The organism is Ruegeria sp. A4 (genome assembly GCF_056543025.1).
Map to the genome: position 1 here is coordinate 1 of NZ_JBQGAW010000002.1, position 12,058 is coordinate 12,058.

General features: G+C 58.2%; 9 protein-coding genes and 2 pseudogenes. 1 reads left to right on the top strand and 10 read right to left on the bottom strand.

From position 1 onward, the window contains the following. Positions 1-247: 247 nt before the first annotated feature. A pseudogene (locus tag ACR0E2_RS09260) lies at positions 248-627 on the bottom strand (hypothetical protein); the annotation flags it as partial. Between the two features lie 122 nt (positions 628-749). Between ACR0E2_RS09260 and ACR0E2_RS09265 the strand changes: the two are divergent. Beyond that, a pseudogene (locus tag ACR0E2_RS09265) lies at positions 750-1,391 on the top strand (IS6 family transposase). Positions 1,392-1,488: 97 nt separating this feature from the next. Here the strand turns inward: ACR0E2_RS09265 and ACR0E2_RS09270 are convergent. From ACR0E2_RS09270 to ACR0E2_RS09310, 9 genes are all read right to left on the bottom strand, one after another. Further along, positions 1,489-2,952, bottom strand: a complete 1,464-nt coding sequence (locus ACR0E2_RS09270; protein WP_480446193.1) for a M81 family metallopeptidase — start codon at positions 2,950-2,952, stop codon at positions 1,489-1,491. Between the two features lie 16 nt (positions 2,953-2,968). Then, positions 2,969-3,823 carry an alpha/beta fold hydrolase gene (locus ACR0E2_RS09275; RefSeq protein WP_480446194.1) on the bottom strand — a complete coding sequence of 285 codons (855 nt, stop codon included), beginning with the start codon at positions 3,821-3,823 and terminating at the stop codon, positions 2,969-2,971. 29 nt (positions 3,824-3,852) lie between these two features. Further along, positions 3,853-5,871, bottom strand: a complete 2,019-nt coding sequence (locus tag ACR0E2_RS09280; RefSeq protein WP_480446195.1) for a CocE/NonD family hydrolase — start codon at positions 5,869-5,871, stop codon at positions 3,853-3,855. Beyond that, positions 5,868-6,869, bottom strand: a complete 1,002-nt coding sequence (locus tag ACR0E2_RS09285; RefSeq protein WP_171205890.1) for an ABC transporter ATP-binding protein — start codon at positions 6,867-6,869, stop codon at positions 5,868-5,870. The genes ACR0E2_RS09280 and ACR0E2_RS09285 overlap by 4 nt, the downstream gene beginning before the upstream one ends. Next, positions 6,866-7,852 (bottom strand): ABC transporter ATP-binding protein, encoded by a 987-nt coding sequence (locus ACR0E2_RS09290; protein ID WP_480446196.1) that lies wholly within the window; start codon positions 7,850-7,852, stop codon positions 6,866-6,868. Before ACR0E2_RS09290 ends, ACR0E2_RS09285 begins: the two co-directional genes overlap by 4 nt. Continuing rightward, positions 7,852-8,730, bottom strand: coding sequence for an ABC transporter permease (locus tag ACR0E2_RS09295; protein WP_480446197.1), 879 nt, complete (start codon positions 8,728-8,730; stop codon positions 7,852-7,854). Before ACR0E2_RS09295 ends, ACR0E2_RS09290 begins: the two co-directional genes overlap by 1 nt. After that, positions 8,711-9,655 (bottom strand): ABC transporter permease, encoded by a 945-nt coding sequence (locus ACR0E2_RS09300; protein WP_171118247.1) that lies wholly within the window; start codon positions 9,653-9,655, stop codon positions 8,711-8,713. Before ACR0E2_RS09300 ends, ACR0E2_RS09295 begins: the two co-directional genes overlap by 20 nt. Positions 9,656-9,711: 56 nt before the next feature. Further along, a complete protein-coding gene (locus ACR0E2_RS09305; RefSeq protein WP_480446198.1) occupies positions 9,712-11,271 on the bottom strand; it encodes an ABC transporter substrate-binding protein in 1,560 nt (519 codons plus the stop codon). Between the two features lie 93 nt (positions 11,272-11,364). Beyond that, positions 11,365-12,057 carry a helix-turn-helix domain-containing protein gene (locus ACR0E2_RS09310; protein WP_171170118.1) on the bottom strand — a complete coding sequence of 231 codons (693 nt, stop codon included), beginning with the start codon at positions 12,055-12,057 and terminating at the stop codon, positions 11,365-11,367. Between the last annotated feature and the right edge of the window lies 1 nt (position 12,058).

The window sequence follows — 12,058 nt, forward strand, 5'->3', positions numbered from 1 at the left end:
ATCCGTCCGTTTCAGCAGTTTATCCAGCTTGCGGGATAAACGGCTCACCAGTTTCGTCTATACAACTCTCAAAGAAATTTGCGACAGAACCCATTCTTCCCTATGTTTGACATGCTTTCGACCCACCTGACCGCGATGTTACGGTGGCGGTTTAACCGTGAGTGAGTGTTTTCAGTACGTTCTGCACTCGGGGGCTGGTTCCCCGAGTGGCATTCAACCGACCGCGAGTGTGGTTTCATGGAGTTCACTAGCTACTCTGGCGAGGCCAGTTGTGCGTCTTGTACACAGTTCGCAATTGGCCTGTGATCGATCTCAGACAACCGGACCCTCTCAAGTCGCGGCATGAACACGGATGTGACGACTGCGGATCAATCTCGTGATGCTTATAGAGATCACAAATGGTTCCCGTCTGGCCAAAACGCTCGACACCGAGCCAGATCGTATGATCTCCAGCCACACCCCCAGCCATGCGAGGGAGGCCGGGTACCCATCAATGGCAGTGACGATCTTGCAGTGCGACGGTAATTCGCCCATCAGGGTTTCGATGTGTGACTGGGCAAGAAAATTTCCTCGCGAACGGGGCCGCCGAGCGGCAGTCCAACCAGCATTAAGCCGTTCAGCTGACGTCGGCTTTATCGCAAACTCTGTCCCCACCTGTCAGCTCGAACGAAGTTTTGTTAACGCGGGTTGGAATATGACGGGAGCCGATCGCGACGATCTCTTTATAGGGCGCATTTCCGAAAGACGTTATCTTGTGCTCGGATTTCGTCTTCCTTCGATTCGGTGTGTCGTACCGTGACCTGGAAGAAAAAATGGCAGAACGCGGCGTTAATCTGGATTATGCAACACTGATCCGTTGGGTCACAAAATACGCTGGTGCAATTGCCGATGTCGCGTGCAGGCGAAAGGGACCGTGCGGCTGTTCGAGGAGAATGGAAGAGACTTGCATCAAGGTAAAAGGAGCGTAGGTCTGTCACTATCGCGCTGTCGACAGGAACGGAAAGACACTTGATTTCATGCTTTCGCAGCGTCGAAACAAACCCGCCGCCGCCATATTTTTCGCGTAGCTACTGGAGGTCAACGGCCACCCGAGAATGATTGTCGTCGACAAAAGCGGAGCTAACACGGCTGGCATCAAATCCATAAACAAGATGCTGAAAGGCTTTGGCTGCCCGATACCAATCGAGATGGTCAGACGGAAGTATCTAAATAACATCTTGGAACAGGGCCATAGCTGCATCAAGAGACGAACACCGCCTATGTTGGGGTTCAAGGCCTTCGCTTCAGCGGCGGCTACATTGGACGGGATCGAAGTGGCGCATATGATCCGCAAAGGCCAACTCACGCCTGGGGTTTGCCCGTTTCGCCAGTTGGCAGAACTGGCGGCATAAGCCGCGGGTTCGGTGTCAACTCTTCGGTCAATAAGAAACTTTGCAACAGATCCGTTTCGTACTGTTGCGGAGACGACGCTGAGGCGCTTTGACACCCTTATATTATGCGCACGCCCGGTCGCAGTTTGGTATACCTGACATCCTTGAGCTGACACGGAAACTGCCCCCGTACGGCACATTTCAAGACTTTTTGCGCGATGGGTTCAAAGTCAGCTCGGAAGTGGGTTGTGCTTTTGACACATAGTATCCGAGCGTCTGCCGGCTCCAGGTTGAACAAACGTATTTGCGCCAGATCCAGACACTGATTTCGAATGCTGGTGACCAGGACATGGATTTGCGTTCCAATCAGCTGTAAGGCGGCCGACGGACCCATCGTAGCAACGCCGCCACCATACATTTCGCCCGAATAACGACATTGGCCATCGCTTAGGTGATGCACGCGCACCTTTGAGGCGAAAGGAACGTCGCCGGGACCTCGACCACCAATCTCGGCCTCGAGTTCCGCGCCTTCGCCCAATTCGTGGGCCTTTGCCGCCAGTTGCGGGTCGTTCAGCAACCCGAGAATGGCCGAGGGGGCGTTTTGTTGCATCAACTCACGTAGCAATCCTGTCGTGTCGGCCGACGCTCCAGCCCCCGGATTGTCCTGCACATCAGCGATTACTACAGGCCCTTTGCCATTTGCATGCCGTGCAGTTTCAACAGCATCTTTCGGACAAAGCAGAGACGTATCGAACTGCGTTTCCGCCGCTTGAAGCTTTTCGAATATCTGCGCGGCCATTGCATCGGCATCGGATTGTGACTCGCCGTAAGCCAGGACAGATGGTCCACAATCGGCCGTATCCGCTGCAGTAAACCCAACGGCGAGTTCAACCAGTCGCGCGTTTGGCCCGTCGAAGACATCCAACGCGGCGTACAGCGTTTTGGCGGGGGCGACTTCAGTATACTGGCTGTGCAGCGGGATCAGATACTCCCCTTGACGCCACGCTTTTGCGGGCGGGCCATTTGTGCAGATGTCGCACATCATTCGAAAGGCCCGCGCGCCTGTTTCTGCCATGTCGAGATGCGGATAGGTGCGGAAAATGGTCATCGCGTCCGACAGATCCACCATCTGCCTCGAGATATTGGCATGCATATCGAGGCTTGCAACAAGCGGCAGGTCTGGACCTATGACCTGTCTGATCCGCGACAACAGCTCTCCCTCCCCATCATCCAAAGACTCTGTGACCATGGCCCCATGCAGGTCCAGGTAGACCCCATCAAGCTGCGCCATGTTCGCAAGCGTATTGGTGATATGTCCGGCAATGGTATCAAAGGCGTGATCCGTAACCTTGCCACACGGTTCAGCAGCGCACCACAGGATAGGTTGTAATTCGACCCCATCCGCCAAGGCAGTTTTTGCGAAACCGGCTATGGGCAGGTTCATACCTTGGGTTATGTTCAGCACGTCTTGGCCCCAAAGCAATTCCGGCCAGCTATCTGCCTGCTCAAAATCGCTCAGCTGCGTTGGAGTGGCGACGAAGGTATTGGTTTCATGTTGAAATCCTGCGATAGCAATTATCATCTGACCCTTCAGCCGCTTATTGCTGCACCAATTCGGCGGTCAAAATCTCACGCAGTTTTGCCGCCACGATTTCTGGTTTGTGGCGGGTCATCGAAACATGACCCAGGCCAGGAATTTCATGGAACACGCCGTTCGGCGCAAGATCAGAAACCACCTTGCACATGACCGGAGCGGTTTGAACATCCTCGGAAAAGGCGATGACATGCATCGGGACCGGGCAGGTTTTCAACCCTTCACGACAGTCGAATTCCAGACAGGCTTCCCACTGATCAATTGTTGCCTGCGGGTCGCGATTCCGAAAACGCTCGGTGTAGGATGCTTTGAGCTGCTCCCAAAGCTCAGGCTCGTGCAGCGCTTTGGCCGGAAAGGCGTAAACGGCATAGTGCGGGGCCAGGAAATAATCAGGCAGGGTGATGCCGTCCTTGCGCAAGTCGATCTCGGCCTGCATCCAGTCGCGAGTGAACCCGTCGATATAGGCCGAGGTGCCCATCGGAATTGCCAGTCGCACCTTTTCTGGGAAGTCGATTGCGGTTTGCTGCGTGACCAGCCCGCCCAGTGACAACCCGCAGACAACGGCCTGACCACCAGCGAATGCATCAATCACCGCAGCGCAATCGGCCGCGTAATCCTGCATCGACCAGGGCGGAGGGGGCGATTGCGTGTCACCCGCGCCGCGTGGATCATAAGTGATGCATTTAAAGTGATCTGACAGGCACGAGAATTGTTCGGAATAAGCCTCAGCCGTCTGATCTCCGCCGGGGACGAACACGACCGGAGGCCCTTCGCCTTCAACGACGACTCGCATGGTGAGGCTGCCCATGGTCAATTGATGTGTTTCTGATTTTGGCCCAAATTCGGGGAAGACTGACATTGGAAGGCTCCTGTGGCCGCAAAGATGCGCTACATTCCGTTGCGGGGAATGGTGTGCGTCTTTTCTTCTTCGAAAATGAGTTCACCACCTGACCAGGCTTTTAGGCGTGAGGTCAGGTGAAACTCGGTTGCCGTTGCCCGTTGCTCGGAATAGGTCCAGATTTTCGCGGACCAGCCGTCCCGATCGAAACCGGCCGTTTGCTCCATTGTGGCGACGGCAGACAAGGGATCGCCGGGGTGGATCGTGTAGCGCCGGTCGGACACATCGCTGAGCACCGTTCCGATGTCGTCAAGACGGAAATCGCCGACCGGACCAAACACACCGCCATCCAGAAAGAATCGGTGGGTCACTTCGCCATTGGTCAGATCAGTGTGGACCGAGCGTTCCATTGAGCCATTGCGAACATGGGTTTTTCGCGGGGCCGCGTTTGGGGGCTCCGGTTCCGGCAGCGGACGCGGCTCGGCGCTGCCGTCAGGCTGGACTCTGATCGGCAGGGTCAGCCGGGACATGCCGGACTTGATCATGAGTGTCACCGGCTGCGGCGCAGGCCACAGAACAGGCCAATAGGCTGAGGCGATTTGCAATGTGATGCGGTGGCCTTTGGGAACATGATAGCCGGTTCCGTACAAGGGAACCGTAACGGTCATGTCTTCGCCGGGCGTGATCAGCGTAGGTTGGGTGTCGCTGTCGCGGTGGTTGAGATTGCAAAATCCCCGCGCGATCAGCGTTTGCGCGCCGTCCGGGGCCTCATCCACCAGCAGCACGGCGACATAGGCTTGCGTCTGATCCGCCGACACCGTCAGGTCAACGCTGGGCTGACCCAATAAGTCCAGCGGTTCGGTCAGGGGTGACCCCTTGAACTGTAGTGCCCCCCCAGCGTCGATCCGGCAATCCGCTGCCATATCGCCGGGAATGGCGAAAGAGCACATATCGCCCGCAGCGGCACCGAAGCTCTGTGGCGAGCAGATGGACATCGCAGTCCCTGACTGTGCCGTTTCGCCCAGAGTTTGGTCATTCAGCCAGAACGTTTGCTCGGCGATATTGGGCGACGGCCAAGACGGTTCTTCCACCCAGCGCCCCGTGCGTTGCAGATGGGTCCCCGAAGGCGCCGCGCTGTCCTGCAAGAAAAACCGCAATGGGGGTTCATCCATTAACCCCGTGTCGATCCCTTTCAGCCAATGATCCCAGAAACGGATTAACTCGCCGACAAAATCGGCCTTGGGGCCGGGCACCCCTTCATGGGGGTAAAGATGCGCCCAAGGTCCCATCAGGATTTTGACTGGTCCGCCGAGGTGTTCTGCAATGCGGAAGGGCGTGTCCCGATACAGATCCATCCAGCCGCCAAAGAAGTAGACCGGTACCTGTAGGTCAGAGTAATTCTCGCAGATCGAACCACGTCGCCACATTTCGTCGTGGGTTTGGTGTTCCAGCCACATGGCGGGCCAGAATTCAGCGCCTTCCAAACGTTCGCGCCACATGTCGAGCCAGCGATCAGCTCCGACAATTTCGGGGTCCGGCGGCATAGCGTTGTAGAGCTGCATGATTGAGCCCCACCAGAAATTGTCATTGGCCAAACAGCCGCCGTAGAAGTGAATATCCTCGCGCCATCGGTCATCCGTGCCCATCACCGGAGCGATTGCCTTAAGGGCCGGGGGCCGGGTCGCCGCAACTTGGAACGCGTTATACGCCCCCCAACTTTTGCCGAACATGCCGACATTTCCGTCGCACCAGTCCTGATCGGCTATCCATTGGACAATGTCATGGCCGTCCTGGATTTCCTGGTGGGAATACTCATCCTCGGACACGCCTTCACTGTCGCCATACCCTCTTATGTCGACGCGGATTGAGGCGTACCCGGCGGCTGCGAAATGCGGGTGCATGCTTTCATCGCGCATACGCGTGCGATCCCGACGCCGGTAGGGGATGTACTCAAGGATACAGGGCATCGGTGAAGTTCTGGTTGTTTCAGGCAGCCAGAGCCGGGCAGCAAGCTTGGTTCCGTCAGGCATTGGAATCCAAACGGTTTCAATGACCTCGATATCGCTCATGACGCTGCCTTTTCTGCTAGTTCCGGCGGGCGGGCGCCGGGTTCCAAAGGGAAATGACAGGCGACAGCGCGCCCGTTTGCAACCTGCCGCTCCGGCGCATCCACACTGCATCGCGATTGCGCCCATGGGCAGCGGGTGTGGAACTCGCATCCCGATGGGCGGGCCAGCAACGAGGGGACTTCGGCCGGCAGCGTGATCCGGTCATGTGTCTTGTCCGGGTCGGGCTCGGGGTTGGCTGACAGAAGCGCCGCCGTATAGGGGTGTTGAGGCGCACTGAACACCTGTTCGGTGTCTCCGGCCTCGACAAAGCGGCCCAGATACATGACTGCGGTTCTGTCCGCCACATGATGTACCACATGCAGGTTATGGGTGATGATCACCATCGCCAGACCCAGCCGTTCGCGCAGATCATTCAGCAGGTTCAAAACTTCGCCCTGCACCGACACATCCAGGCCCGCAGTGGGTTCATCCGCGATGATCAGCGCCGGGTCCAGCGCAATGGCGCGCGCGACGCCGACACGTCGGGCCTGTCCACCCGATAGCTGATGCGGGAAACGCGACGCGAAGCTGGTCGGCAAACCTACTAGTGTCAGCAGGCGGTCAGCTTCTTCCCGCAGATTGCGCCCTTCTATACCGTGAATTCGGAAAGGTTCGGTCACCAGATCGCCGACGGTCATGCGGGGCGAGAGGGAGCCTACCGGGTCCTGAAACATCATCGACATGCGTTTGCGAACGGGCTTCATCGCCTTTCGGTCCAACTCGTCGATGCGCTGGTCCTCAAAAGTGATGGCGCCGGCGCTAATCTCTTGCAAACCGTTCACGGCCCGCGCAAGCGTTGTTTTGCCAGAACCGCTTTCGCCAACCAGGGCAAAGGTCTCGCCGCGGTTGACCTCAAAACTCACCCCAGCCACACCCAGGATCGCGCTGCGGCGTCCCAGTCCGCCGACCGGAAACGAGACCTGAACATCTTCGACCTTGAGAATCGGATCGCTGCTCATGCTGTCACTCCGGTTTCTGCTGGTGTGTCCGCGACAAAGCAGCGGGCGACATGGCCTTCCCCGATGTCCTTGTCAGGTGGCGGGGCCGAACACGCGTCGCTTACCCGGTCACAGCGGTTGGCAAAGATGCAGCCCGCGGGCCGTGCGCGCAGATCGGGGATTTCTCCGGGTATCGTCGGCAAGTGCCGCGTGCGTTCGCTTTGCCGCGCAGGGTCGCATTCCAGCAGCCGCGCTGTGTAGGGGTGGCGTGGATCCTGGAATATCTGACGGACGGTACCGCGCTCGACCACTTCCCCGGCGTACATCACCACGACATCGTCACAAAGCTCGGCGATGACACCCAGATGGTGCGAGATGAACATGACTGAACAGCCGATCTTTTGCTGAAGGTCCTTGAGAAGTTCGATTGTCGTAACCTCAAGCGTCGCATCCAGCGCCGTTGTGGGTTCGTCCGCGATCAGCAGAGCGGGCTCCATCATCAAGGCCATGGCGATGGCGATGCGTTGCTTCATCCCTCCCGAGAACTGGTGCGGATACCGTGCCAGCGCCGCACGGGCATCGGGGATGCGCACCAATTCCAGCATCTCGACCGCGCGGCTTAGCTTTTCGTCCTTTGAAAGGGGCGAGCGATACTGAATGTTCAGCATCTGTTTGCCGACCGAGATCACAGGGTTCAGCGCGCCCATCGGGTCCTGAAACACGGTTGCGATGCGCGGGCCACGCAGGTCCCGCATGCGCGACGGGGGCAGGGTGTTTAGCTCATCCTGCCCCTCAAACAGGATCGATCCGCTGTCGATGCTGCCATTGTCGGCCAGCAATCCAAGAATGGCGTTGATCAGGGTGGATTTCCCGCAGCCAGATTCGCCCACGATACCGACAATCCGGTTTTCGGGTACATCGAAGCTGACGTTTTTCAACGCGTGCAGCGGCCCGGCCTCGGTCGAGAAGCTGACGTTCAGATTTTCTATGCGCAGCGTGGTCATCAGCGTCCTTTCAGCCGGGGATCGAATACGTCCCGCAGCGTCTCGCCCAAAAAGGTAAAGCCCAGCGTTGTGATGATGATCGGCACGCCGCCAGCAATCGCGATCCAGGCAGTATCGCGGATATTGGTGAAACCGTCATTCAGGATCGAGCCCCAGCTTGGGGTCGGGGGGCGCACACCGAGGCCCAGAAAACTCATCCCTGCTTCGATGCCGATGACGACCGGGATGTCCATCGATGCGAGGATAACCAGCGGACCGATGACGTTCGGCAGAATATGCACTCGCAGGATACGCGCCGAAGAAGCGCCCATGCTTTGCGCCGCCGTGACATATTCTGACGTCTTCAACGCGATAGTCTGAGTGCGAATGATCCGCGCGTAACCGGGCACGGTGACCAGAACGACGACGACCATAACGGCGGTCAGCGACGGCCCCATAAGCGTGACCAGCGCAAGGGCCAGCATGACGGTCGGAAAGCTTTTCATTGCGTCGAACAAAAGGATCATCAGATTGTCCAGCCAACGCGGCCCATAGCCCGCGATCAAGCCCAGAACGATGCCTATCACCAGCGACACAGCAGTCGAGACCAAAGCCACAAAAAGCGCAATCCGTCCACCATGCAGCACCCGGGCAAACAGATCCCGACCCAGCTGATCGGTGCCCATCAGATGCTGCGCGCTTGGGCTTTGGAACCGGTCACGCGGGTTGATTTTCGTCGGGTCCCAGCTGGTGAGAAAATCGGCAAACACGGCGCCAAAGATGACAAACAGCACAAGGAATAGTCCCAGCGCGCCCAGCGGTTCACGCAGGATTTTGCGGATCGGGCGCCACAGCTCGGCCATGCGCCCGGGGGCGGGGTTAGAAACTGCTTCTGACACGGGGATCCAAAGCTCCGATGATGAGGTCTGCCAACAGATTGAGCAGAACGAACAGGACTGTCGTGATCAGAACGGTTCCTGTCACGATGGGGAAGTTGCGGGTCAGGATGGCGTCATAGACCAGCTTGCCGACGCCGGGGCGGGCAAAGACGATCTCGGCAAAGACTGCCGATGAGAGCATTTGACCGATGCCCACGCCCAGCAACGTGACCGTGGGCAGGATCGCAATCGACAGGGCATAGCGGTAGGTGATCGTTCGATCCGGCAGGCCAAAGGCGCGGGCGGTGCGGATATGGCTGGCCTCAAGCACTTCGAGCATAGAGGCGCGCACCATTCGGGCGATATAGCCGACCCAGCCCAGACCAACCGCCAGCGAAGGCAGGACCAGGTGCGTGAGTTGATCGCCGAGATTGCCGGGTTCGCCTGCGCCAATGGCAGGCAGCCAGCGCAATTCAACGGCAAAGATCAGCAGCGCATAGATCGCGATCACGAACGAGGGCACGGCAATCACTGCAACGGACAGGATGCCAACGATCCGGTCGGCCCAGCTGCCGCGGCTGACCGCCGCCCAGCAACCCAGCGGAATACCAAGCGCAACCGACCACGTGATACCGCCGACGATCAAGGCCAGCGTATAGGGCAGTTGTTCGAACACGACCGTAGTGACGGGACGACCCGATAGAACCTCATCCCCTAAATCACCTGTCCAGGCTCCGATGTAAAAGTTCCAGAACTGAACCAGAACCGGCTGGTTCAGCCCCATTTTTTCGCGCAGGGCGGCGCGCATTTCCTCGGTTGCCCGAGGCCCCAGCGCAACCGAGGCCGGGTCGCCGGGGATCAGGTAGATCATACAAAACAGCAGGAACATGGCGACCGAAACGATCGCGGCAGCCAGCCCAAGCCGTTTGAAAAAATAGCTCAGCATACGCGCCCCCCAAAAGGCCGTGCGGGCGGCGGCCATACGCCGCCCGTTTGCGTGGATCAGGCGGGTTTGAACAGCGGCAGCAGCGGCTCGCCATTCGGTTTCAGGCCCGGATTGACCGTATCCTTGTGGATCAGGCCGACCACTTCGTGCGTCAGGAAGACATAGCAGCCACTTTCATCCATGAGACCTTGCATCTTCTTGTAGATCTCATCGCGCTTGGCCGGATCGCTTTCGACCAGACCTTCGTCGTGCAGCGCCTTGTATTCCGCGTTGTTGAACCGTTCCCAGTTCCAGACGCCAACCTGTTCCGGCGTGAACCAGACCGTCGCCCAGCTTGGGTCAGGGTTCATCGAAAACCGGCTGAGCACCAACTGAAGATCCATGAAATAGTCGCCGTCCTTGGAACCAAGCGTCCAGAACGTCCCACTGTCATTTTGCTTGATCTCGCAGGTGATCCCCACATCGGCCAGATTGGCCTGTATGACCTGAGCCGCCGTCAGGCGTTCGGACTGGTTCAGGATGTCGAGCGTGACGGTCATGCCTTCCGCACCCGCTTCGGCCAGCAGTTCGCGCGCTTTATCGGGGTCGTAGTCGTATGTCACGCTATCCCGGCTGCCCGGCAGGCCAGGGGCGATGATACCGTTGCCTACGGCCGCTGCGCCGAAATAGGCCGCGTCAACCACAGTCTGCCGGTCAATCGCGTGCTGAATGGCACGGCGGATGCGAACGTCTTTCAGTGCTTCGTTGTCCTGATTCATTCCCAGCCAGACATAGGCCAGCGAGGGTTTTTCCTCGACAACCGATCCCGCCGGCGGGTTTTCCTTAAGCCGCGGCAGAGAGGATACCGAAGTCCAGGTGTAGTCCAGATCACCAGCTTCAAAACCCAGCTCGGCTGTCGAGGGGTCCTCAATGGGTAGGATGTGGATTTCCTCATACCCGCCAGGTTCATAAGCCCAATCCGGGTTGCGCTTTAGAACGGTTTTCTGCTTGGGAACCCATTCAGTCAGAATGTACTGGCCAGATTGCGCCACAGGCTCTGACCCGATCTTTCCGCCGATTTCTTCGACCGCTTTGCGCGAAACGATACACGAGGCGGGGGTCGGCAGCGTGGTTGTCCACAGCGGCACGAATTTGTTTTTCAGATGAATCAAGCCCGAAAGGGTGTCTTTTACTTCGACCTCTTTCAGCGCGGTCCAGTCACCCGCATAGGGGCTTTCATTCGCTGGGTCAGCGATACGCTCGATCGAGAACTTCACGTCATCGGCGGTCATCTGACCGAAGCCGTCTGTGAAACCGATATTGTCGCGCAGTTTGAAGGCGATAGTCAGGTCGTCCAGCTGTTCGATGCTTTCAACAGCAACGGGGCGCCAGTTCCACTCATCGCCCTGTTGGTTTGAGACCAGCGGGGCATAGATCGACCGCATGATGTCGGCCTCGGGCAGAGCCAGCCAGAAGGCCGGGTCCAGCACTTGCAAATCGCTATAGGACCGGATGGTCAGAACTGAGCCATCGGCACTAACTGCCATATGGGGAAATGCGAGGCTGGCCGCGCCCAATGCACCGGCACCGGCCAGAACGGAGCGTCGGGAAACGTCCCCCTTAAAAATCGAACTCATTTGCTTACTCCCTGTTTGTCTTCGTATCCGGGCATCTGTCCGGTTTGGTTGCTTGCGGGCAGGCGTGCCCGCGACTTCAGGTGCCAGCAGGCGTTATCCGTTCTTTTTCTTGTGTGACTGTGGCAGTTGCTCATCAGCGCCGAGCGCTGAGAATCTTGGAATGATCACGGGTGAGTTCACCCAGATCATGCGCGCAGGTTGATTGGATACGTTGCGCAGGACGTGAAGAATGTCTCCGGGAAAGCTGAAACTGTCACCGGTGCGCAAGGTTACGGTTTCGTCCTCGAGCACCAGTTCTAGCTCACCGTCCAGAATGACCCCGTGCATCTCGCCATCGCGCGAGAAATATTGGTCTACCACCTGTTCGGAATAAGGGCGGTAGTCCGAGACGCCCATACAAAACCCACCGCCGATGGAGCTGGACAGTAACTGATCGGCATAACCGGATTGCTCGGCCGGTTCGTCATACAGCATGTTCAGGTTTCGTCGGTTGGACTGGCGCACGACATAGGCGCGCTCCAACGGGCCAGAGCCGGGGCGGTGGTTGAAAAACCATTCCTCAGGGACGCCAAGAGCATCGGCAATGCGAGAGATCTTGTTGAGAGACGCGCTGACGGTTCCGCGCTCAATCGCGCTGAGATGGCTGATCGAAACACCGCTGCTGGTCGCAAGCTCGGCCAGGGTCATCTGGCGCGCTTTGCGCAGCTGGCGCACCTCGGCACCGAAGGCTGCAAGGCCCTCTTCGCTGGCGGTGCGGGTTTGTTTTTTCGATTTGCCCTGGCTCACG

Excerpts from the sequence above, each read along its gene's own strand:
- ACR0E2_RS09270 (WP_480446193.1), bottom strand. The coding sequence starts at position 2,952 with ATGATAATTGCTATCGCAGGATTTCAACATGAAACCAATACCTTCGTC.
- ACR0E2_RS09275 (WP_480446194.1), bottom strand. The coding sequence starts at position 3,823 with ATGTCAGTCTTCCCCGAATTTGGGCCAAAATCAGAAACACATCAATTG.
- ACR0E2_RS09280 (WP_480446195.1), bottom strand. The coding sequence starts at position 5,871 with ATGAGCGATATCGAGGTCATTGAAACCGTTTGGATTCCAATGCCTGAC.
- ACR0E2_RS09285 (WP_171205890.1), bottom strand. The coding sequence starts at position 6,869 with ATGAGCAGCGATCCGATTCTCAAGGTCGAAGATGTTCAGGTCTCGTTT.
- ACR0E2_RS09290 (WP_480446196.1), bottom strand. The coding sequence starts at position 7,852 with ATGACCACGCTGCGCATAGAAAATCTGAACGTCAGCTTCTCGACCGAG.
- ACR0E2_RS09300 (WP_171118247.1), bottom strand. The coding sequence starts at position 9,655 with ATGCTGAGCTATTTTTTCAAACGGCTTGGGCTGGCTGCCGCGATCGTT.
- ACR0E2_RS09305 (WP_480446198.1), bottom strand. The coding sequence starts at position 11,271 with ATGAGTTCGATTTTTAAGGGGGACGTTTCCCGACGCTCCGTTCTGGCC.